The sequence below is a fragment of the Pseudomonas sp. HLT2-19-2 genome (genome assembly GCF_054898005.1).
This window is the reverse complement of record NZ_CM142712.1, coordinates 2,663,947-2,688,330: the sequence shown is the minus strand read 5'-3', so window position 1 is coordinate 2,688,330 and position 24,384 is coordinate 2,663,947. Positions and strand designations below refer to the sequence as shown.

At 61.7% G+C, this 24,384-nt stretch carries 12 protein-coding genes; 8 read left to right on the top strand and 4 right to left on the bottom strand.

Going from position 1 to position 24,384, the window contains the following annotated elements:
• Positions 1–43 precede the first annotated feature (43 nt).
• The 3 genes from ACYZTU_RS12590 to ACYZTU_RS12580 are packed head-to-tail and all read left to right on the top strand — an operon-like array spanning position 44 to position 14,704.
• The gene (locus ACYZTU_RS12590; protein WP_461970553.1) at positions 44–9,160 is read left to right on the top strand and encodes an amino acid adenylation domain-containing protein; all 9,117 of its coding nucleotides are present in this window, start codon (positions 44–46) and stop codon (positions 9,158–9,160) included.
• A gap of 58 nt (positions 9,161–9,218) precedes the next feature.
• Positions 9,219–13,064 carry a non-ribosomal peptide synthetase gene (locus ACYZTU_RS12585; RefSeq protein ID WP_461970551.1) on the top strand — a complete coding sequence of 1,282 codons (3,846 nt, stop codon included), beginning with the start codon at positions 9,219–9,221 and terminating at the stop codon, positions 13,062–13,064.
• Positions 13,061–14,704 (top strand): cyclic peptide export ABC transporter, encoded by a 1,644-nt coding sequence (locus ACYZTU_RS12580; protein ID WP_461970549.1) that lies wholly within the window; start codon positions 13,061–13,063, stop codon positions 14,702–14,704. The genes ACYZTU_RS12585 and ACYZTU_RS12580 overlap by 4 nt, the downstream gene beginning before the upstream one ends.
• Here ACYZTU_RS12580 and fhuF read toward each other — a convergent pair.
• Positions 14,695–15,441, bottom strand: a complete 747-nt coding sequence (fhuF, locus tag ACYZTU_RS12575; protein ID WP_461970547.1) for a siderophore-iron reductase FhuF — start codon at positions 15,439–15,441, stop codon at positions 14,695–14,697. The genes ACYZTU_RS12580 and fhuF overlap by 10 nt on opposite strands.
• A 106-nt stretch (positions 15,442–15,547) precedes the next feature.
• Here fhuF and ACYZTU_RS12570 point away from each other — a divergent pair, with 106 nt between their 5' ends.
• Positions 15,548–17,251 carry an ABC transporter ATP-binding protein/permease gene (locus tag ACYZTU_RS12570; RefSeq protein ID WP_461970546.1) on the top strand — a complete coding sequence of 568 codons (1,704 nt, stop codon included), beginning with the start codon at positions 15,548–15,550 and terminating at the stop codon, positions 17,249–17,251.
• 9 nt (positions 17,252–17,260) lie between these two features.
• Here ACYZTU_RS12570 and ACYZTU_RS12565 read toward each other — a convergent pair whose 3' ends face one another.
• Positions 17,261–18,163 carry a universal stress protein gene (locus tag ACYZTU_RS12565; RefSeq protein ID WP_461970544.1) on the bottom strand — a complete coding sequence of 301 codons (903 nt, stop codon included), beginning with the start codon at positions 18,161–18,163 and terminating at the stop codon, positions 17,261–17,263.
• A 458-nt stretch (positions 18,164–18,621) separates the two neighbouring features.
• On the opposite strand from ACYZTU_RS12565, the gene ACYZTU_RS12560 reads away from it, so the two are divergent.
• Together ACYZTU_RS12560 and ACYZTU_RS12555 are read left to right on the top strand one after the other, a co-directional pair.
• Positions 18,622–18,819, top strand: coding sequence for a hypothetical protein (locus tag ACYZTU_RS12560; RefSeq protein ID WP_461970542.1), 198 nt, complete (start codon positions 18,622–18,624; stop codon positions 18,817–18,819).
• A gap of 140 nt (positions 18,820–18,959) precedes the next feature.
• Positions 18,960–19,673, top strand: a complete 714-nt coding sequence (locus tag ACYZTU_RS12555) for a metallophosphoesterase (RefSeq protein WP_461970541.1) — start codon at positions 18,960–18,962, stop codon at positions 19,671–19,673.
• Positions 19,674–19,774: 101 nt separating this feature from the next.
• Here ACYZTU_RS12555 and ACYZTU_RS12550 read toward each other — a convergent pair whose 3' ends face one another.
• Together ACYZTU_RS12550 and ACYZTU_RS12545 are read right to left on the bottom strand one after the other, a co-directional pair.
• Complete coding sequence (locus tag ACYZTU_RS12550; RefSeq protein WP_109631600.1) at positions 19,775–19,972, bottom strand: YbdD/YjiX family protein; 198 nt, start codon at positions 19,970–19,972, stop codon at positions 19,775–19,777.
• A gap of 14 nt (positions 19,973–19,986) precedes the next feature.
• Entirely contained in the window at positions 19,987–22,044 is a 2,058-nt protein-coding gene (locus ACYZTU_RS12545) for a carbon starvation CstA family protein (protein ID WP_461970539.1), read from the bottom strand.
• Between the two features lie 243 nt (positions 22,045–22,287).
• Between ACYZTU_RS12545 and ACYZTU_RS12540 the strand changes: the two genes are divergently transcribed.
• Positions 22,288–23,655 carry a cache domain-containing protein gene (locus ACYZTU_RS12540; protein ID WP_461970538.1) on the top strand — a complete coding sequence of 456 codons (1,368 nt, stop codon included), beginning with the start codon at positions 22,288–22,290 and terminating at the stop codon, positions 23,653–23,655.
• Positions 23,656–23,688: 33 nt separating this feature from the next.
• Positions 23,689–24,321 (top strand): response regulator, encoded by a 633-nt coding sequence (locus tag ACYZTU_RS12535; protein WP_461970536.1) that lies wholly within the window; start codon positions 23,689–23,691, stop codon positions 24,319–24,321.
• Positions 24,322–24,384 lie beyond the last annotated feature (63 nt).

Genomic DNA, 24,384 nt, shown 5'->3' with positions numbered 1-24,384 from the left:
GACGCACGTGCCTCCTCGTTTTTCTGGATTGAACACTGCTGCCATGCATGACCAAATCGAAAACATCTATTCGCTGACGCCCCTGCAAAAAGGCCTGCTGTACCACGAGGCCTATGCGCCAGAGTCCCGGGTTTACTACCAGCAGATGAGCATCGGGCTGGCCGGCGAACTCGACCTCGGCGCCTTCCGTCAGGCCTGGCTGGCCCTGATGCAACGCCACGCGGTGTTACGCACGGCGTTTCTCTGGGAAGAGCTGGACGACGCCTACCAGGTCATCCTCAAAGAGGTCGATCTGCCGCTGCGGGAAGTCGACTTGCGCGGCAACCCGCAAGGGCTGACGGCATTGGCGGCGGAAGATCACGCGCAAGCTTTCGAACTGGGCGCCGCACCGCTGATGCGTTTGACCCTGGCGCGACTGGACGATCAAAACGGTCAAGCGCACTGGTCGTTGCTGTGGACCCACCATCACCTGTTGCTCGATGGCTGGAGCGTCGGTTCGCTGCTGGCTGACTGGCGTGACCTTTATCGTGCCGCACGACGCAGGCAAAACGCGGCGCTGGAAACAGTGCGTCCGTTCCAGGATTACGTAGCCTGGCTCAGCGAACGCCCATCGGCCGATGAATTCTGGCGCAGCCGCCTGGCGGACTTCGCCAACACCACCCGCGTGCCCGAATCGGACCCGCGCGGCTTGCTCGCCGATCCGGTGGAGGCGCACCTGCCCTGCACCGAGCATCAGCTGATGCTGGATGCCGCAACGACCGCTCGCCTGACCGGCTTCGCCCGCGACAACAACCTGACCATCAACACCTTGCTGCAAGCGGCTTACGCTTACCTGCTAGGCCGCCATAACGGCAGCGACGAAGCCCTGATCGGTGTCACCGTGGCCGGGCGTCCGCAGCGCCTGAGCGGCGTCGAGCGCATGGTCGGTTTGTTCATCAACACCTTGCCGTTGCGCGTTCGCTGGGACGATGCGCCGACCGTTGGCCAATGGCTCGCGGGCATCCAGGACTGGAACGCCGAGATGCGCGAGCACGAACACACACCGCTGGCCAGTCTGCGGGCATTGACCGCGCTGCCGCCCGGTGGCGAGTTGTTCGAGGCGATCATGGTGTTCGAAAACTTCCCGTTCCCCCGGGAGCTGGATCAGATCGACGATGGCCTCGTCGGACTGCCGGACGCCGAACACACCGCGCCTTCGCGCCACACCGGCGGGCGCAACAACTACCCGATGTCGCTGATCGCGTCGATGGAAGGCGAAAGCTTGCAGCTGCATCTGGTACATCAGCGCAAACGCTTGTCCGATGCCGCCGGTGCCCGCCTGTTGCAGCAATTAGTGACCTTGATCGAAGAGTTGAGCCACGACGCCAATCGGCCATTGGCCGACGTGCCGCTGTGTCCGGTGCAGGAACTGAGCCTGACTCGCACCTGGGGCAACGGTGAGTCCCTCGAATTGCCTGATACTGCGCTGCACGAACTGATCGCCGCCCAGGCCCGCCGCCATCCCGAGCGTGAAGCCGTGCGCGACGCCAACGGCGCCTTGAGCTATGGCGAACTGCTTGAGGCTTCGACCGGACTGGCCAGTGTCTTGCGCCAGCGCGGTCTGCAACAGGGTGATCGCGTGGCGCTGGCATTGCCCCGTTGCAACGACGCAGTGGTCGCGCTGCTGGCGGTGATGCAGGCCGGTGGTTGCTTCCTGCCGCTGGATCTGGGCCAACCGGCCTCGCGCCTGAGTGCGCTGATGACCAGTGCTGACGTGGACTTCATCATTGGTTTGCCGACCTTCGATACCGCCTCCGCTCAGGTCGTCGACGCATCGGCCCGCACCACCGGCATCGACCTGCCAGCGGTGGATCAACAGGCCTGCGCCTATGTGATTTACACCTCCGGTTCCACCGGTACACCAAAAGGCGTGCGTCTGTCCCATCGCGCCATCGTCGCGTATGTCAGCGGCATTCTCGCCGAACTGGGTTGCGCCCAGGCTGAACAACCGTGGCGCCATGCGCTGCTCTCGACCCTGGCGGCGGACCTCGGTTACACCCAGTTGTTCGGCGCACTGGTCAGCGGTGGCAGCCTGCTGCTGGTGGACGACGACACCCGTGCCGACCCGAACGCCCTGGCGCGATGCTTTGCCGAATTCACCCCGGATCTGGTCAAACTCACCCCCAACCACCTGCACGGTTTGCTCGCCGCTCACCCCGACGCCGGCCTGCTGCCGCGCCGCGCCTTGTTGCTCGGCGGCGAAGCACTGCAAGGTGCGTTGCTGGACACCATCCGAGCGCTGCGTCCGGACTTGGCGGTCTACAACCACTATGGCCCGACAGAAAGCGCCGTGGGCATTTGCCTGTCACGCATCGACCAGCCGCTGGCCGGTGTGCAACCGCTGGGCCATCCGCAACCGAACCGCCAACTGCGGGTCCTCGACAGCCACGGTCACGCCATTCCTGTCGGTGTGCCGGGTGAACTGTGGGTCGGCGGCGAAGGCCTGGCCATCGACTACCTCGGCGATCCGGCGCAAACCGCTGCACGCTTCACTGCCGTTGCCGACCTGCCCCGCGCCTACCGCACCGGCGACCGTGTGCGCTGGCTGGAATCCGGCGAACTGGCGTTCCTCGGGCGCGTAGACAACCAGATCAAACTGCGCGGCTACCGCATTGAGCTGGGCGAAGTCGAAGCGCAGATCAAACGCCTGTCGAGCAACCTCCAGCAAGTGCTGGTGCGCGTGGTGCAGCCGGCCAACGAAACACCGCGCCTGGTCGCCTGGCTGGTGGCCAGCACCTCGATGTCAGCCGACAAATTGCGTTATGACCTGGCTCTGCGTGTGCCGGATTACATGGTGCCATCGGACTTCATCGCGCTGGACGCAATTCCGCTGAACGCCAACGGCAAGCCGGACATCGCACGCCTGCCATTGCCCGATGCCCCGACCAGCCAGGACAACTACGAGGCCCCGCGAGATGCGGTGGAAATCGCCTTCGCTGAGATCTGGCAGGATGTGTTGCGGGTCGAGCGCGTGGGTATTCACGACAACTTCTTCGCCCTGGGCGGCGATTCGATTCTCAACCTGCAGATCATCGCTCGCGCCCACCAGCGCGGCATGAAGTTAACGCCCAAGCAGTTGTTCGAAAACCGCACCATCGCCGAAATTTCTGCGGTGATCAGCCAAGGCGCGAACTACAGCCGTGATACGTCCAGCGCTGCGCGTAATGTGCCGCTGACACCGGGTCAGCACGCTCGGCTCGGAGCCGGCCCATTGGCAGCAGACTGGCGTTGCGTTGCGTTGAACGCATCGATCAGCCTCGAGGTATTGAACCGCGCCGTGTTGGCCCTGCAACAGCAACACCGTGCCCTGCAACTGGGTCTGGTCCGGCAGGCAGACGGCACTTGGGCGCAAACCCTGCCCGCCACGCCTAAACCGGTCAGCGCCAGCCGTCAGCCACTGAACATTGACGACTCGAACGCTCTAGCCGAGCTGGCTGAAACCACACTGGCCACGCTGGATCACGCATCAGGCGAAGGCTGGCACGCCTGCCTTTCGGAGCATGGCGACGCCGTGCTGTTGGTGGCCCATGCACTGCGCCTGGATGCGACCTCCTGGGCTTTGCTGATGACGGACCTGGCACTGGCCGTGGCTCAAGCGCAATACGATCGTGCGATCGAATTGCCGCGTCACGGCGGCAATCTGGATGAATGGGCCGAGCATCAGAAAAACTACGCCAGCGATGAAGACGGGCTGGAATCGGCCTGGGAATACTGGCTGCAATACGCCGGTGAAACCCTGCCGTCCGCCCTGCAACCGGATGGCGTGGCCACTGAAAGCCGCGTGCAGATTCCGGCGTCACTCAGTGCTCGCCTGAGCCTGCTGCAACGGCGTAGCCATGCACCCTGGGCCTCGTTGGTCGCCACGGCGGTCGCCGCAGAACTGGCGCAACACAGTGCTGAACAAGGCGTCTGGCTGACACTGGATCGCGGCCGTTGCGAGCGCGCACGCTTGCCGCTCACCAGCCCTCTGAGCCGTACCGACTTCAATCCGGCCACGATGATCGGTGCCCTGAGCCACGCCGTTCCTCTGCGCCTGACCGTAACACCGACCGCCAGCGCCGCGCAGTTGCTCGCACAGATCGACGCGCAAATGGCCGCCGCGCCGCACGCCGGTGACGATTACGGCGTGCTGCGTTACCTGGCCGACAACGACTACTTGCGTGAACCACTGCTGAGCCTGCCGCAGCCGACTGTGCATATCGTCATGGCCGGCGAATGGCAGGCCCATGAAGGCCCGTTGGGCGAGGTTATCGCCGCCAGCGCGCCAATCGATGGCGCCGGCTTGACCCTGTCCGTCAGCCTGCAACAAGGTCAGCTGCAGATCGATTGCCGTGGCCCGGGCGCCGAACGCTGGGCCGAGGCGCTGGAGCAGCGTCTGACCCTGCTGGCCGCCGACGCCGAGCAAGCCGTCCCCGGTGCCCATGCGTTTCCGTTGTGCCGCGCCGCCGGACACGACCTCACGGCCCTGGGTGCGAACTTCGACTGGGCGGGTATCGACGACTTGCTGCCCCTGTCGCCCATGCAGGAAGGCATGCTGCTGCACACCTTGTTGCGCCCCAACAGCGGCATTTATTTGATGCAGCAACGTTATCGCTGGGACGGCGAACTGGACCGCAGCGCCATCGAGTACGCTTGGGCGCAACAGCTGGCTCGACACCCGATGCTGCGCACCGGTTTTTGGTGGCAGGACGGCAAGGCCGCGCTGCAATGTGTCTACCACGAGACCGACCCGGCATTCGCCTGGTACGACTGGCGTCACCTCGACGAAGCGACTCGCCAGCGACAACTGGATGCCGTGCTGGACGCCGAATGCCGGCAGGGTTTCGACATGCGCCGCCCGCCGCTGACCTTCCTTCGGGTATTCCAGGTGGCCGATCAGGAGTTCCTGATCGTGCGCAGCTTCCATCACATTCTGACCGATGCCTGGTGCTTCGGTCTGTTGATGGCCGACCTGTTCGCCCACTACCAGGCACGGGTGCTCGGCCAGCCCGTGGCCCGCCCGTTGCTGCCATCGTTCAGCAACTACATCCATTGGCTGCACTGCCAGGACAGCTCCATCACCGAGCAATTCTGGACCCGCGAACTGGCCGGCTTCAGCGCCCCGACGCCGCTGGTGGTGGATCGCCCGGCCGTGACCGAGCAAGCGGTCGAAGCGGTGGCCAACCTTGACGTCACCCTGTCGATTGCCGACACCCGCGCATTGACCGCGTTGTGCCAACAGCACCAGCTCACACCCAACACCTGGATTCAGGGTGCCTGGGCGTTGCTATTGTCACGCTACAGCGGCAGCGATGACGTGCTGTTCGGCGTCACGGTGTCGGGCCGTCCGACCGATTTACCGGGCGTGGAAGACATCGTCGGGTTGTTCATCAACAGCTTGCCGCTGCGGGTCAAAGTCGACGACTCGCAATGCGTGGTGCCCTGGCTGCAAGCGCTGTTTGCGCACAACTTCGAGTTGCGCGCCTACGAACATGCACCGCTGGTGGATATTCAGCGCTGGAGTGAAATCGAGCACGGTCGCTCGCTGTTCGACAGTCTGGTGGTGTTCGAAAACGCACCGTTCGACGCCGGCCTGTCGGATCGTCAGGTGGACTTCAACGTCGACATCTACGAAGACCGCGTGCACACCAACTACCCGATGACCGTGGTGCTCTACCCCGGCGATCGGTTGGGCATTCGCCTGACTTACGATGCCGCACGTTTTGACACCGACACCGTGCAACGCATGCTTGGCCACCTGCGTCAGTTGCTGACGCAAATGGTTGCCCAGCCTGATGCGCCACTGGCCTCGCTGTCACTGTTGACGCCGGACGAACGCCAGACCCTGTTGGTGGACTGGAACCGCAGTGAACTCGACTTCCCGCTGGATCAAACCTACGCCGAGCTGTTCGCCCGGCAAGTGGCGGAGCATCCGCAGCGCATCGCTGCGGTGTGTGGTGCCGCCAGCCTGAGCTACGCCGAGCTGGATCAGCGCTCCAATCGTCTCGCGCGTGCGCTGATCGAAACCGGCGCCGGTCGTGACACATTGGTAGCCCTGGCTGCCGAACGCGGGCTGCCATTGCTGAGCATGATGATCGCCGTGCTCAAGGCTGGTGCCGCCTACTTGCCGCTGGATATCAAGCATCCGCCACAGCGCCTGAGCGAAATTCTCGAGCTGTCCGGGGCGACGATTCTGTTGACCAGCGACAGCGCCGACTCGGTCATCGACCCGGCACTGGCCGCTTGCACCGCGACACCGCGACACCTGCGCACCGAAGCCCTGTGGCTCGCGGGCGACGCAGCACCATTGGACATCGCGGGCAGCCCTGACGACCTGGCCTACGTGATCTTCACCTCAGGCTCCACCGGCACGCCCAAAGGCGCGATGGTCGAGCAACGGGGCATGCTCAACAACATCTTCGGCAAGGTGCCGACGCTGGGCCTGTCGAGCGCGGACCGGATTGCCCAGACGGCCTCCCCGGCATTCGACATTTCGGTCTGGCAATTCCTCGCCGCACCGATCCTCGGCGCCACCGTGCATATCCTGCCGGACGTGATTGCCCACGATCCCGAGCGCCTGTTGGAAGCGCTGGAGAACCAACAACTGTCGGTGCTCGAAGCCGTGCCGACGATGATCCGCGCCCTGCTCGACCTCGCTCGCACCGATACGCAACTGTCGGCACTGCGCTGGTTGCTGCCGACCGGCGAAGCCCTGCCACCGGCGCTGGCCCAGGCCTGGTTGAGCCGTTTTGCCCATGTGCCCTTGATGAATGCCTACGGCCCGGCGGAGTGTTCGGACGACGTGGCGTTCCACCCGCTGACCAGCGTGCCGAGCGAAGGTGGCAACGCCATGCCGATTGGCCGGCCGACCGCCAACAACCATCTGTACCTGGTGGACGCAGCATTGCGTCCGGTGCCGGTGGGTGTACCGGGGGAGATCTGCGTCGGTGGCGTCGGCGTCGGTCGTGGTTACCTGAACGATCCGCAGAAAACCCAGGCCGCGTTCGTCGCACACCCGTTCGAACCCGGGGCCCGTTTCTACCGCACCGGTGACCTGGGGCGCTGGCGTGCGGACGGGGTGATCGAGTTCCTCGGTCGCCGCGACCAGCAGGTGAAGATCCGTGGTCACCGTATCGAACTGGGAGAAATCGAAGATCACCTGGGGCGTCATCCCGCCGTGCAAGCCGTGGCCGTGATCGTCAACGCCGACCAGCGTGGCGACCTGCAACTGGTGGCGTACTGGACCGGTGACGACACGCCGGTGGCCGTGCTGCGCGAATGGCTGACCCAACGTCTGCCGTCGTACATGGTGCCGGCCCATTGGCAACCGCTGGAAGCACTGCCGCTGAACGCCAACGGCAAGGTCGACCGCAAACTACTGACCGCACGTACGCTGGACAATAGCAATCAGAGTCTTCAACGACCGCTGAGCAGCAAGACCGAGCAGCAACTGGGCGCGATCTGGGCACAGATTCTCAACGTGGCGGCGATCGGTGCCGACGACAACTTCTTTGCCCTCGGCGGACACTCGTTGCTGGCGACACTGGTGATCTCGCGGATTCGCAGCCAGCTCGCGGTGGATCTGCCGCTGCGGGCAGTGTTCGATCACCCGGTACTGGAAAACCTGGCACGCACCATCGACAGCGCTCGCTTGCAGGCGGCGCCTTTGGCCTTGCCCGCGATTAGCTTGGCAGAACGTTCGCGACCGCTGCCGCTGTCGTTTGCCCAACAGCGTCTGTGGTTCCTGGAGCAACTGAACCCTGGCTCCAGCGGTTTCAATATTCCGTTCGCCCTGACCCTGACCGGGGCACTGAATGTCGAAGCCCTGCGCCTGGCGTTCGAACAACTGATCGCGCGCCATGAAGTGCTGCGCAGCACCGTGCACAGCGATCACGGCGAACCCTGGCAGCGGATCGAAGCGGCGCAGGCGTTTGCCTTGCCGATCACCGACCTGCAACAGGTCTCGGCGCAGGAACAGGAGCCGGCCATCCAGTTGCAATTGGCCGAGGTCTTCGGCCAGCCGTTCGACTTGACCCAAGCGCCATTGATTCGTGCGCGGTTGCTGCAACTGGACGCGCAGACCCATGTGCTGGCCATTGCCATGCACCACATCGCCGTGGACGCCTGGTCCATTGCACAACTGGTGGATCAACTGGCCAGCGACTACGTCGGTTTCGGCACCACGACTGCCCGCATCGAAACCCCAGCCCTGCAATACGCCGACTTCGCCGTATGGCAACGCACGCACCTGCCGGGCCCGGTCTGGCAGCAACAACTGGCCTACTGGCGCCAACAGTTGCAAGCCAGCCCGGCGCCGCTGTTGTTGTCGGGCGCCCAAACCTCTCGGCAGGCCCGCGAGCATGGCGGTTGTGCACGTCATCGCAGTCGCCTGCCCGCATCGCTGGCCCGGGCCATCGGCGAGTTGGCGACGGCCCGCGAGGCTTCGCCGTTCATGCTGCTGCACAGTGCGCTGAACGTGTTGCTGCATCAGCAAACCGGACGCGAAGACCTGCTGGTCGGCACCGACATCGCCAACCGTCATCAGCAACAGACCGAAGACATGGTCGGCTTCTTCGTCAACCAGTTGGTGCTGCGTTGCCGCGTGACGCCCGAGCAGACATTTGATGAGCTGCTGAGCGATGCCCGGCGTGTGGCGCTGGATGCCTTTGCCCATCAGGACTTGCCGTTCGACGCCCTGGTCGCCGACCTGCTGCCGCAGCGGGACGCACGCTACACGCCGTTCTTCCAGGTCAAACTGGTGGTGCAAAACACCCGTCAACAGGACCTGCATCTGCCAGGCCTGGCGATCAGCGAGCGAGAACTGGAGCCTCAGGCTTCGGATGTGGACCTACTGATCAACGTCGTGGATGACGGCGAAGGCCTGCTGGTGGTGTACGACTACGACACCGGGCGTTATGCCAGTGCCTACATCGAACTGTTCGACAGCCTGTTCGTTTTCCTGCTGGAGCAACTTGCCCTGAACGCCGACACCAGCGTCGCCCAGTTGCTGCTGCCACTCAATCAACTGCAACAGACCTGCCGTGAACAGGCCCAGGCTGCACTGCGTGAAGCCAGCAGCGCCCGTCAGAGCACCTTGGGCCAGGCCCGTCGCCGCAGTGTCGTGAAGGATGCCGAACAATGATGGTCATCGGCTCATCGACCCTCGCGCTCATGTCGCACTTTTTTGTACAGGTCTCAGCATGACTCAGACTCACGAAGACACGCCGTTCGAAGGCTTCGAACTGTCGCCGCAACAGGCTCACCTGTGGCGTCTGCAACAAACCCGTCTGGCGCCGACAGCACACCGTGCCACGCTGCGCATTCGCAGTGAACAATCGCTGGACGGCGCACGGCTGAAAAACAGTTTGCTGGCGCTGATGCAACGCCACGAGATTCTACGCACCCGGTACCAGCAACTGCCGGGGCTGTCGTTGCCGATGCAGGTGATCGACGATTCAACCGCTGAATTGCAGACGCTGGGAATTGAACTGCAAGTGGACGCCAAGTCGGCGACGTTGCACCTGCCGGCATTGCATCTGGACAGCACCAGCCTGGGTTACCTCGGCGAAGAGTGGGCCCTGGGCTACTTGCAAGTGGCGCCGCAAGAGCTGCCGTTGCAGTACGCCGACTACGCCGCCTGGCGTCTGGAATCGGTGGACGACGAACAGAGCCGGCGGTTCTGGGATGAGCAGTTCAGCGCGGTGGTCGTGGATGTGCCGTTGCCCTGGCAGCGCCAGAACACGGCGCCATCCGGGCTGATCGAACCGGGCCGGGCGCAACTGCCGCTCGACGGTGCGACCCTGCAAAGCCTCGATCAGCAAGCGGCCAGCCTCGGCGTCAGCAGCGGCATTCTCATCCTCGCCGCCTGGGTAACCCTGTGGCAACGCTACAGCGAAGCCGAACGCCTGACGCTGGCCTACGAACACCAGGCACGTCCGGACGTATTGGGCGATGCCCTCGGGCTGTTTTCCGAACCGTTGCCGCTGACACTCGACACCGCACCCGAGCTATCGTTTGCCGCGCTGTGCCAGCAACTGACCGAACGCGTCGGCCTGCTCAACGATGCGCGGGACAGCTATCCGAGCCACTTGAGCAACGTACCATCGCTGTCGGGCGTAGGCTTTCGCGAACTCTCCATTGCGCCTCACAGCGCCCTGAACGATGCCGGTTGGCAGATCGAACAGGCCGACAGTGTCAGCGCCGGCTGCGCGTTGCTGTTGCAGTATCAACCGCGTTCCGCCAGCGGTTTGTCGCTGCATTTTGACGCCGCGCTCTACACGTCAGCCCATGTCGAAATGCTCGCCGAGCAGCTGCTGAGCGTGATCGAGCACAGCCTGCGTGAACCGTCCACCCGCCTGAACCGACTGGCGACCTGCAGCGCCGCCGAGCAACAACGGGTGACCGGCGCACTGGCCACTTCACCCACCCTGAGCCCGGCGCAAGAACAGCTTTATGCTGCCACGTTCGCCCTGCCAAACCTGGCTGCCTGCTTCTCCAAGGGTTCGGCCGCTCAGGGTTCGGCCACCAACGCCGGACACCCGGCGGTAACCGGTCCGAGCGGCACCTTGAACCACGCTGAGCTGGATCAGCGGGTCAGTGCCCTGACCCAGCAACTGCTGGCCCAAGGCCTGGAGCCCGGTGCGCGGATCGCGCATTTCCTGCCGCGGGACATTGATGCGGTGGTGGCGCTGGTCGCAATTTTGCGTGCCGGTGCCTGCTACGTACCGATCGATCCGGCCTACCCCACCGAGCGTATCGAACATATTCTGCGCGACAGCCAGGCACGTCTGGTGCTGACCCATCACGCTCGTGTGCAAGACCTGCCGGCGGACTGGCAGCCGAGTGCGCTGGCGATCGATCAAGCGATGCCGGCAGTGCCGTTTCGGGACGAGCCGAAAGTCTCGCGGGACCAACCCGCCTACCTGATTTACACCTCCGGCAGTACCGGCCAGCCCAAGGGTGTGGTCATCAGCCATGCCAACGCCCTGCATTCCCTGGCGGCGCGGCTGGCGGGGTATCCGCAGCCGGTGGAACGCTTCCTGCTGCTGTCGTCGTTCGCCTTCGACAGCTCCATCGCCGGGCTGTTCTGGAGCCTGGCCCAGGGCGGTTGCCTGCACCTGGCCAGTGAAATCGAACAGAAAGATCCGCTGCAACTGGCCCGGTTGATCCGCCGCCACGGCGTGTCGCATCTGCTGGCCCTGCCTTCGCTTTACGCATTGTTGCTGGACGAATTGGGCGACAGCCCGAGCCCGCTGAACACCGCCATCGTCGCTGGTGAAAGCTGCCCACCAGCGCTGGTGGACAACCACTATCGCCGCCAACCCGGCGCGCAGCTATACAACGAATACGGTCCGACGGAAGCCTCGGTGTGGAGCACCGTCGCCCTCTGCCGTCCCGATCAGGGCGTGGGATCCGTGCCCATCGGCCGCGCCATTGCCCACACCCGGGTGTACCTGCTCGCCAGCGACGGCGCACCCGTGGCTCGGGGACTCAAGGGTGAAATTCACATTGCCGGGCCGGGATTGTCCGAAGGTTATCTGGGCCTGCCGCAGATGACGTCCGAAAAATTCATCCGGGCCAGCCATCCATCTCTCGACGGCCAACGTCTGTACCGCACCGGCGATTTCGCCTGGCAGGATCTGGACGGGCAACTGGTGTTCCTCGGACGTACTGACTCGCAGATAAAACTGCGCGGTTACCGCATCGAGCTGGGCGAAATCGAAGCCGCACTGTGCAGCGTCAGCCACGCCAAACTGGCAGTGGTCTTGCTGGACACCACCCAGGCCGAACCGAGCTTGCGTGCTTTCGTCGAGTCGTCCACCCAGCTTCAGGCCAGTGCCGTGCGTGAGTCCCTGGCGACAATGTTGCCGGCGCACATGATTCCCGCCGACATCCAGTGGCTGGCGCAACTGCCGCGCACCGCCAACGGCAAGGTCGATCATCGCGCCTTGCTGGCCAGGGTGCCGAACCACAGCCTCGCGCCTTACGAAGCGCCTGAAGGTCATGTCGAACAGGTGCTTGCGGCAGTGTGGCAGGAACTGCTGGAGGCCGAGGTGATCGGTCGCCACGATGACTTTTTCGCCCTCGGTGGCCATTCGTTGCTGGTGGTGCGCATGACCGCAAGGCTGCGTGCCACGCTGGGTATTGAAGTGCCGGTCAACGTGATCTTCCAGCACCCGACGCTGATCCGGCTCGCCAAGCAGATCACCCAGCCGCACAACCGCGCAGCCGTCATTAACCTGCAGGCCGGCGAAGCAGGACAGACGCCGCTGTTCTGCCTGCACCAGCCCTCGGGTGGGGTGCATCACTATGTGCCGATGGTCGCCGGGTTGCCAAATGAACTGCCGGTGTACGGCATCCCGCTACCCGAGTCGCTGCGCAGCCAGGACCTCGCCGCATTGGCCAGCGAATACGTGCCGCAGATCCAGCAGATTCAGGCGCAAGGTCCATATCGCCTGGGCGGTTGGTCCATGGGCGGATTGCTGGCGCTGGAGCTGACCCGGCAACTGGAAGCGCAAGGGCAAACGGTCGAATGGCTGGGGTTGTTCGACAGCACCTTTCACGCCGAGGACGAGGCGCTGGCGTGGGATGCGCTGTACTCAATCGTGCAGCAAGAGCTGAGCAGCGACAGTCGCCAGCGACTGGCCACGCTCGCCCCGGAACGTCTGACTGAACTGCGCACGGCCACCGCCGGGCTGGGTCGCGTGGAGCAATTGCGTTTCGCCTTGCTGCAATGGGCGAACGCCAACGGCCTGAGCCTCAATGCACCGCAGGCTTACGTCGAGCAGACCTTGAATGTGATGGCCGACGCGCGTCGTTGGGTCATCGGCTATTCAGTGCCCGCCGTGCGTGCCACCCTGCACCTGTGGTGGGCCGAACAGACCCTCGTCGAGCGCCCGACCCTGCCTGCGCAGTGGGACGCGATCAGCCAGCGAACCTGTCATCATCAGGTCGCCGCCGATCACGACACGATCCTCGGGCAATCCGCCTTCCATGAACAACTCAACAAGTCGCTGGCCGTGGCCTCGACGGAAACCGTCGCATGAACCTGATTCTCTATCTCTACCGCCAATCGGCACGCCTGCTGGCGCTGGCCTCCATCACCGGTGCACTGGGCGGTCTGGCCAGTGCGGGCCTGGTGATCCTGATCAACCGCGGGCTGGCCAACCCGCAGCAACTGCCAGAGCTGGCCCTGGGGTTTTTCGGGCTATGCGTCGGCATGCTGCTGAGCAAGCTCTGCTCGGAACTGTCGCTGCTGCACCTGACCCAAAGCGCAATTTTTCAGATGCGCATCGACCTGTCGCGCAAGCTGCTCGCCACCCCGCTCAAGCGCCTGCAAGGCATGGGCAAACACCGTTTGCTGGTGATCCTCACCGAAGACGTGCACACCTTTACCGCCGCGTTCGAGTGGGTGCCGCTGCTGTTCGTCAACGCCGTGGTGACCCTGGCGTGCTTCGCCTACCTGGCCTGGCTGTCGTGGTCGCTGCTGGCGATTCTCGCGTTGTTCCTGTTGGTGGGGCTGGTGGCGTTTCACCTGGCCGAACGCGGGCCGTTGAGCCATCTGGAACGGGTGCGCCAACAAAAGGATGTGCTCTATCAGCACTTTCGCAGCCTGATCGAAGGCAGCAAAGAACTGCAGCTGAACAACGCCCGTGGCGAAGCCTTCGTCGAGCGGGTCATCCGTCCGGGCGCCGACGAGTTTCGTGTGCGGTTCCTGCGCGGCATGGCCGGGTATTCGGTGGTGGCCAATCTCGGCACCCTGCTGTTTTACCTCAACCTGGGCGTGCTGCTGTTCATCGTGCCGTTCTGGCTGCCGCAGCCGATCACCGTGCTGACCAGTTTCACCATCACCCTGCTGTATCTGGTGCGGCCGATTTCCGACCTGATGATCGCCCTGCCGTCGTTGCGTCAGGCCAGCATTGCCCTGGATCGCATTCGCCAACTGGACGCCGAATTGAGCACCGAAGCCCAGGCCGCCGCCCCGGTCGGTAACGTGTTCGCCAGCGAAGGTCCGATGCGGCTGTTGCTCAACGGCGTGTGCCACCGTTATCCCGGCGAACACGAGGATCATCCCTTCATGCTCGGCCCGATGGACCTGACGCTGGAACAGGGCGAACTGGTGTTCGTGGTGGGAGGCAACGGCAGTGGCAAGACCACGCTGTCGATGCTGCTGCTCGGGCTGTATGCGCCGGAAACCGGTTGCGTGGTGCTCAATGGCGTGGAAGTGGACGACGACAACCGCGAGCAATACCGTCAGCACTTTGCCGCGGTATTCGCTGACTTCCACCTGTTCGAACAGTTGCTGGGCGACGACGGACCGGACGCCGAGCACCGCACCGCCGAAGCGACGCGTTATGTGAAGGCTTTGGGGCTGGGGCATAAAGTCAGCATCGTCGACGACCGCTTTTCCACCGTGGATCTGTCCACGGGCCAACGCAAGCGACTGGCGCTGGTGTCGGCGTATCTGGACGACAAGCCGTTTTATCTGTTCGACGAGTGGGCCGCCGACCAGGATCCGACCTTCAAGCGGGTGTTCTACATGGAGCTGTTGCCGGAGTTAAAAGCCCGGGGCAAGACCGTGATCGTGATCACCCACGACGACGCTTACCTCCAACAGGCCGACCGGGTACTGAAAGTCGAGAACGGCCGCCTCACCCAGGTCGAAGCCCACGCGGCTTATGCCTGATGAGGCTGCGTGATGTCAGCGCCCGGCACCAGCGGACAGTTGTCGCAATACGGGCGCGCATCACCCAGTTGATGGTGCAGGCAGCACACCTTGCGCATCAGCAAGGGGACACCACTCGGGCCGGGGGCCAGTTGCAGGAAGCCGTACAGCGGATTGCGCGTGCCGTCGGGCCAATGACGCTCCCTGAACAGGCGATCACGCCACTGCGGCGCTTGCGGCATCTGGAAGTAATCGAGCGCGACTTCGATGGCGGCCGCCACGTTGTTCCACAGCAAGCGCTGGGCCACCCGCCCGGCGCTGGCCAATGCCTGGACCAAGGGCGCCATGTCTTCGACCAGCAGTTGTTGCACGAAGGCCAACGGGTCATTCAAGGGCAGCACTTCGCCCGCGGCAAACACCTGAGCCACGGGCATGCCGTCTTCCAGTGCTACATGAGGATCACGCACGGTGCAGCTCAGATTCTGCGCTGCGGCTGCCAACGGTAAGGCCAGCGTCACGCAAATCAAATCCATCGACCATTGAGATACCAGCGCGGCCCGAGGCGCAGCGGGATAGTAGCGGGCATACAGGCCCAACAGTTCGGTACAGGTTTGCGGATCGCGAAACTCAATCAGTCCACGGCCTTCGATGCAATCGCTGAGCCGGCACGTGCTGCGCAGAAAGGCGCCCTCGAAACGAAACAACTGATCGAGCAGGGTTTCGTCGAGCATTCGGGCAGCGGTTTGAAGAGACGTCATGAGGCTTCGTAACTGAGTTTGAGAACTGTTAACCTACCACGTTTTTTGTATTCCGAAGACTCTACACGGCGGGTCACCCCCCGAGTTTGCCAGGCAGGACGCTCTGATGTTCATCCATGATATGAAATTGCTGGCCGCGCCTTACTGGTCGGCTGAAGGCCGTCGTCGCGCCTGGCTGACCCTCGCCATGGCCATGCTGGCGGTGGCCGGGATCATTGCGATCCAGGTGCGCTGGAACGAGTGGAGCCTGGGGTTCTACAACTCATTGCAAAGCCTGGATGCCGCCGCGTTCGGTTATCACGTCGTGGAACTGCTGGTACTGGACGTCGCCTTCATCGCCTGCACCATGGCCAAGTTTCAGGTTCAGCAGCGATTGCTGATCAGCTGGCGAGAAAAACTCACCCAGGCCTTTCTCGCCAAGTGGCTCGACAGCCAACGCTACTACCGCAGCCGCTTTCACAGCGTGACCTACGACAACCCCGACCAACGCATCGCCGAGGACTGCAAGATCTTCGTCGAGCAGACCTTGGACCTGGGCTTGAACCTGCTCCAGGCGATCATTCTGGTGATACTGTTCAGCCTGATCATGTGGCGTATTTCCGGCACGCTGGAGTTCGAAGTCGCCGGGCATGCCGTCGCCATCCCCGGCTACATGTTGTGGCTGGCCTTGATCTACGCCGTGATCGGCAGCAGCATCGCACACTGGATCGGCAAACCGCTGATTGGGCTTAATTTCCTGCAACAACGTCGTGAGGCGGATTTTCGTTTCGGCCTGACACGCCTGCGTGAAGACGCTGAAAACGTCGCCCTTTCCCGCGGTCAGGGCTGGGAAAGCAAGCAGTTACTAGGACAACTGGGGCTGCTGCTGAGCAACTACTCCAGATTGGTTCGCTCGAAAAAACACCTGCTGGGCATCAATGCGGCATATGAGCGATTCGCCTTTACCTTGCCGCTGTTGCTGGTGTCACCGCGCTTCTTCTCGCGGGAGATTCAACTGGGACAACTGACCCAGATCGCTTCAGCTTTTGGCGAAATACAGGCCTCGCTGTCGTTTTTGATTCACAGCTACCCGCAAATCGCCGAATGGCGTGCGACCAAGACGCGCCTGTGCAGTTTCTGGCGTGAACTCGACGCACTGCCCGCCCCGGTCGACCCCGTGACCCATCGTACTGCCGGCCTGCGGCTGCATGACTTTTCACCGCTGAACGAGCACGGTTTACCGCTGTTCGAACCGCTGACCCTGACCTTGGCACCCGGTGAACGGCTGCTGCTGCGCGGCCCTTCGGGCGTGGGCAAGACCACCCTGCTTCGCTCACTGGCCGGATTGTGGCCACGGCACCAGGGCAGCGCCGAACTGGACCGGGATGGCCTGTTCATACTGCCTCAAAGGCCTTATCTGCCAAACGGTTCGTTACATGAGCTCTTGCATCAAACTGGCGAGGCCAGCGCTATCCACATTGATGAAACGCGCCTGGAAGAAGTACTCAAACTGGCAGAACTGCAACATCTGCCCTTGCACAGTACCGATGACTGGAGCCGGCGCCTGAGCCCCGGAGAGCAACAGCGCCTGGCCATGGCCAGGGCCTTACTGATACAGCCGCCGCTGCTGTTCCTCGATGAGGCCACCTCGGGGTTGGACGAAATTGCAGAGCGACGTCTGTACGAGGCTCTGGGAGCCACCGAAATCACAGTGGTCAGCATCGGTCATCGTGAAAGCCTCAGTGCGTATCACACCTGCGTGATCGACGTGGTGCCAGCAGCGTTGCCAGCTTCCCACAGGGAGCCAGTGCGCTCCACTGTTCACTACTGATGGTCTGATTCATTGATCCGCTTGCCCCTGAATTGCGAAAACGTTGCAGGGCACCTGGTACAGGACATGCTCTGTAGTGCTGCCAACCAATTTATCCAGCCCTTTGCGATGCACATTTCCCATTACGATTACATCGGCTCGGTTGTGGGCTGCAAAGTCAGCCATCGCCTTCGTAGGTGGTCCTGCAATGAAGTGCTGTCGCTCAGGTGGCACGCCGTAGTGATCGGCCAATGCCATGAATGACTTATGCAGCGACCGACGAACGTCGCTGCTGAAGCCTGGCATCGTCACTGCACCAGCACCTGCGTCAGAGATATGTGTCAGTGATAGATCGTAGGCATACAGCAGATGCAACTCGGCATTGCATTGCATTGCCAATCCGTTCGCAGCCTGGATGATACGGTCGTTAATTCCGGTGATCTGAGTTTCTGGGTGCGACGGATCAACTGCAGCCACTATCACCCGCGGAAGCGGACACCTAACTTCGCTGACCAGATGTAAAGCCACCGGACATTCGCGCAACAGGTGCCAATCCAAAGGAGTGATAAACACGCGCTTGAGCGCTGACTCGTGTTGCACGTCCTTAATAACCAGGTCCGGCTGCATTTCTTCCACGTGCCGAAGGATCTCTTGCAGCGCGTTGCGAGTTACCAGCACTTCAGTACTCACCTTGATACCGCTTCCGCGTATTAGATCGGCCTCATCCTTCAGCCACTTTTGGTTCTCTTGCTGACAGGTCTCACGAAACTTCCCACTTCCACTTATCAAACCCATGAAGTCGAAGTCTTCAATAAACACCGTGATATGTAGCGCTGCGCCTGTGGCTTCGGCAATTGCGACCGCTCGCTGCAGCGCCGGCGTGTGACGCATGGTTGAACCGGTTATCAGAAAGAGTCGTTGATATTCGCTCATGTAGCACCTCCAAACGTTCTGGGATATCTGCTCCGCTCCCCCCAGTCCTCTCGCACGTCACACCACAAGCGATCTGCTATCGCCTCAACTACTTGGATCGACATTATCAATATACGCCCTGCGAGAACAACGCAGCGATCCTGCTGCCAGTACATCGGCGCCGATGTCGGACACACACGCTTTTGTTAGTCGTGTGCCCCGGATCAGGATCAACCTGCGCAAGCGAAAGCGGATCAATGAGCCCAATGACCTGGTTCGCGAGCAGTTGGCCAAAGTCGCCGTTGCGCAACCATTCGTCGCATGAGAAACGTGGCGCGAATTTATTGACTATTTCTGGCTTAAGGATTGCAAAAGACGCTCGTAGCGGCCCCAGAGCGACGTAATTCTGACGCGGCGGCACTTTAATTAACGCTTAAGGACTCCAGCGATACGCTTGGTCAGTCACCGGGAGATGTAACGTGTCAACTCTCAATGAAATCGCAGCGAACCACGCGAGAATGGCTAAGGCTCTTGCAGAAGAGTCGACCGGGCTGAGTGAGCGCCAAACCCAAATAGTGGAAACTTTCGAAGTCCAATCCATTGATGCGCAACACGTGCCCCTGCACCTCATCGCCGGAGTGCAGGACAACCACTTCGGGCAAGCAACTGGCTACTGACTCTCACCGCGCTGGATCCGGGAAGCCTGTCGCGCGGCGGTAAAAGTCTTCTTGCCGCCGCGGTCATCGTCGACCAGCACTTCCTGGCCTAAACTCAACTGACTACCAGCCCGTTGGGGAGCTGCGGGAGAGGTATTCCCATGCTCGAAGCTTTCGAGATGCCGCGCGTGAAGCGCTTTGCCGTAAACGTTGCCGGCCGAGATTTCGTGGTCGGTGACATTCACGGCCATTTCACTCGGTTGCAGGCCGCTCTGGATGCAGTCGGGCTCAACCCCTCAGTAGATCGCCTGTTCAGTGTTGGCGATCTGATTGACCGTGGACCCGAGTGCCGTGACGCGCTCGATTGGCTGGACAAACCATGGTTCCACCCAGTGCGGGGCAACCATGACGACTATGTGGTGTGTTTCGACACCTGCGACTTCGACAGCTGGATCGGCAACGGCGGCTCATGGTTCACGGATCTATCGCCATTCGAGAAGCAAGCTTTCGCGGCGCAGTTCGCCAAGCTCCCTATCGCGATAGAAGTTGAAACAGCACACGGCCTGATCGGCATCGTGCACGCCGATTGTCCATTTCCATCATGGGAACAATTGCGTAAGGAACTGGAATCGCCAGAAAGCAACGAGCAGCTGCAAGTGGTCCAGCACTCCTGCATGTGGTCACGACGGCGGATCGATCAGATGCAAAAGCATGGCGTTGATGGCCTACGCGCACTCGTCGTAGGGCATACGCCGCTTCTTATGCCTGTCAGCCTTGGTAATGTGATTCACATCGATACGGCTGGCTGGAGGCCGGACCGTGGCTATTTCACCCTGCTGAATCTCGAAACGCTCGAAACCATCCCCGCCTCCTGACTCAATACGGATCGGCCAATGGAATTCACTTAATAAAAAACCCGGCCTCATCAGCCGGGTTCTTTAATTTGCTATTTAGATGGCATCACTGCCACCGACCCTCAACAGCACTTCGGCCCAGCCTTGCTTCCGTAACGAGCTTCCTGGCGTTCCCGGAAGAACACCTCATAACTCATCACCGGTTTGTCCGGGTGCTTGCTTTGCATATGTTCGACGTACGTGTCGTAGTCGGGCATCCCGACCATCAGGCGCGCGGCCTGACCGAGGTATTTACCGAGGCGACTCAGGTCATTGAACATGCTGCCCTCCTCGATCAAGCGTCCGGAATAGCCTGGAACGGTGCTTCCTTATCCGTACGTTCTTTGCTGCCCCAGGCGGCAATACCAACCTTGAGTGCAAAAAACAGGATGCTGAAGACCACCAGTAAGAACAGCGCCGTCAATGTTGCGTTGGTGTAGGCGTTGTAGATCACGTGCTGCATCTGCTCGATGCTCTTGGCCGGCGCGAGGATCTGACCGTTGGCCAGGGCATCGCTGTATTTCTTGGCCAGCGACAGGAAGCCGATCGCCGGGTTGGCGTCGAACAGCTTGATGAAACCGGCGGTGGTGGTGCAGATCAGCAGCCACACCGCTGGCAGCATGGTGACCCAGACGTAACGCTGGCGCTTCATTTTGATCAGCACGACGGTCGCCAACATCAGCGCGATACCGGCCAGCATCTGGTTGGAGATACCGAACAGCGGCCACAAGGTGTTGATGCCACCCAGCGGATCGATCACGCCCTGATACAGCAGATAACCCCACATCGCCACACATCCTGCGGTTGCGATCAGGTTGGCGGTCCAGGATTCGGTGCGTTTCAGCGCCGGCACGAAGGAACCAAGCAAGTCCTGGAGCATGAACCGCCCGGCACGGGTCCCCGCGTCGACGGCGGTGAGGATGAACAGCGCTTCGAACAGGATCGCGAAGTGGTACCAGAACGCCATGGTGCTTTCACCCGGCAGGACACTGTGCAGGATCTGCGCAATACCAACCGCCAGGGTCGGCGCACCGCCGGCACGGGCCAGGATCGTGGTTTCCCCGATGTCCTTGGCCACCGCTTGCAGCGCTTCCGGGGTAATTGCAAAACCCCAGCTGCTGACGGTTTGTGCGACAGCCACCACGTCACCACCGACGATCGCCGCCGGACTGTTCATGGCGAAATACACGCCCGGCTCGATCACCGACGCGGCAACCATGGCCATGATGGCGACGAAGGATTCCATCAGCATGCCGCCGTAACCGATGTAACGGGCATCACCTTCGTTAGCCAACATTTTCGGTGTGGTGCCCGAAGCAATCAGCGAGTGAAAACCGGAGACCGCGCCACAGGCAATGGTGATGAACAGGAATGGGAACAGACCGCCCTTCCACACCGGCCCGGTGCCGTCGATGAACTGGGTCAGCGCCGGCATTTTCAAATCAGGCATGGTGATCAGGATGCCGATCGCCAAGGCCACGATGGTGCCGATTTTCAGGAACGTCGACAGGTAGTCCCGCGGCGCCAGAATCAGCCAGATCGGCAATACCGCTGCGACGAAACCGTAGCCGATCAGCATCCAGGTTATTTGTACGCCGGTGAAGGTGAACGCTTTGGCCCACACCGGATCGGCGGCCACTTGCCCGCCCAGCCAGATCGAACCCAGCAACAGCAACACGCCAACCACGGAGATTTCACCAATGCGGCCCGGGCGGATGTAGCGCATGTAAATGCCCATGAACATCGCGATCGGGATGGTCGCCATCACCGTGAAAATCCCCCACGGGCTCTCGGCCAAGGCCTTGACCACGATCAGCGCCAGCACCGCGAGGATGATGATCATGATCAGGAAGCAGCCAAACAGCGCGATGGTGCCGGGGATGCGGCCCATTTCTTCACGAACCATGTCGCCGAGGGAACGGCCGTTGCGGCGGGTGGACATGAACAAGACCATGAAGTCCTGAACGGCACCGGCCAGCACCACGCCGGCAATCAGCCACAGCGTGCCGGGCAAATAGCCCATCTGCGCCGCCAGGACCGGACCGACCAGCGGACCCGCGCCAGCGATGGCGGCGAAGTGGTGACCGAAGAGTACGTGTTTGTTGGTCGGTACGTAGTCCAGACCGTCGTTGTTGACGACCGCGGGCGTGGCACGATTGGGGTCGAGTTGCATCACCTTGTTGGCGATGAACAGGCTGTAGTAACGATAAGCGACGAGATAGATAGCAACTGCTGCGACTACGATCCAGAGGGCATTGATCGCTTCGCCGCGGCGCAGGGCCACGACACTTAGCGCAAACGCTCCCAGGACAGCCACGGCAAACCAGGCGAGGTGTTTAGCCAGACGGGGCATAGCGTGTCTCCTGCCGACAGCCAGTGGACTGCGGCGGTAATTTTTATAATTGTGTCCGCTGTGCGGAGCTGGCCCAATATCCCCGCATACCGTCTACAAATAAATCCGCGTTACTACGTACGCGGCGTCTACGTAGTTCTACGTAGACGGTTTGTCATCCCGTCCAGCACCGCTACTGGGCGCGCGTATCTTTGGCATATGATGCCGGGCCTTCGCCTTCCCTCGGTCTGGACAGGAGCAGAGATGCAGCTCAAACACAAAATCGTCGCGCTCGGGATTCTGCCGCTGGTGTTGGCCATCGCCGTCATCTGCGCGCTGGTGATTTCGATGAACCGGCAACTGGGTGAACAACAGGCGCAACTGATCCAAGACAGCATTCTGGCGAGCAAGCGCGCAGAACTTAAGAACTATGTCGAAATGGCGCAAAGCCTGATCGAGCCGCTGTACGACGACGGCCACGGTGACGAACACGCACAGCAACAAGTGCTGGAAGAACTGCGCAAGCTCAGCTTTGGCATCAATGGCTACTTCTTTGTCTACGACCACGAAGGTCGCAGCCTGATGCACGCGCGCCAGTCGGAATTGGTGGGCAAATACCTGTGGGACATGAAGGACGCTCACGGTTTGCCAGTGATCCAGGCGTTGCTCAAAAGTGCGCAATCAGGCGAAGGTTTTCAACGCTACGCCTGGAACAAACCCTCTTCCGGCCAAGTGACCGACAAGCTCGCCTATGTGGTGATGCTGGATCGTTGGGGCTGGATGCTCGGCACCGGCATCTACCTTGAAGACGTTGAGCGCGCGACCCAACAGGCGCGTGACGAAGTGGCACAGGGCATTCGTAAAACCATGCTGGCGATTGCCGCGGTGGCCCTCGTGGCGGTGCTGTTTGTCTTCGCCAGTGGCATGACGCTCAACGTCAGCGAGCATCGTCTGGCCGACAAAAAACTGCAGCGCCTGACTCAGCGTATCGTCAGTTTGCAGGAGGAAGAACGATCACGGGTTTCCCGTGAACTGCACGACGGCATTAGCCAGCTGCTCGTCTCCATTAAATTTCAGTTCGAACTGGCCAGCCATCTGCTCGAGAACGGGCAAGCACAAGACAAGGGTTTGAGCACGCTGAGGGACGCCACGGAACGCCTGGGGGAAGCGATTGGCGAGGTTCGCAGCCTCTCTCACGACCTGCGCTCCTCGCTGCTCGACACCTTGGGCCTGCCGGCGGCGATCGGTCAACTCGCAGCTGAATTCGAACAACGCAGCGGCCTGGTGGTGACCTACAACGACAACGAATTCGACTGTCATTGGGTCGATGGGGCAGCGGTCGCGCTGTTTCGCATCGTGCAAGAAGGACTGACGAATATCGAACGCCACGCCCAGGCAAAAAACGTCTCCATTACCCTGCACGGGTCTGAAGAGTCCGTACGGTTGACGGTGGTCGATGACGGTATCGGCTTCAACGTCGCTCAGGTCGAACGTCGTCATGCGGGCATTGGCCTGCGTAATATTCGTGAGCGAGTCGAGCATTTTGGTGGACGATTCGACCTGATCTCAATGCCGGGAAGAAGTGAGCTGGACGTTCTGCTGCCGATGAAGATCCCCGGCGCAAAACGCTGACGCGCCCCACAACAACAAGAGTGAATACCCGCGATGAACCTGCCCTACCCGATCCGCGTCGCCCTGGTCGACGATCACTCCTTGGTCCGCGACGGCATCAAAGCGCTGCTGGCGGTCATGGCCCCCCTGGAAGTGGTGGGCGAAGCCGAGAATGGCGCGGATGCCATTGAAATGGTCGGGCGCTGCCAGCCGGACCTGTTGCTGGTCGACATTAGCCTGCGGGACATGAACGGGCTTGAGCTGACCCGGGTGTTACGCAGCCAGTACCCGTCGCTCAAGGTGCTGGTGCTCAGCATGTACGACAACAATGAATACGTGAGTGAGTCCGTGCGTGCGGGTGCCAGCGGCTATGTACTGAAGAACTCACCGTCGCGGGAAATCATTGCGGCGATCGAAGCCATTGCCAGTGGCGGTACGTTCTACAGCGCCGAGATCGCCCAGCGGCTCATCGCCGATAAAAGTACCGACAACGAGCTGACGCCGCGCGAAAGCCAAGTGTTGTACAAGATGGCTCAGGGGCTGAACAACAAGGAGATGGCCCGCGAACTGGACATCAGCGTTCGCACTGTAGAAACCCATCGCCTGAGCATCCGTCGCAAACTCAACATCGACAAACCGGCGGCCCTGGTCAAATACGCGATTGATCACGGGATCATCTCTCGATAGCGGATAGGGATCATTGGCCGCTGTGATCCTGGTCCTGCGCTGGAGCAAGTTGCGCGCACCGGC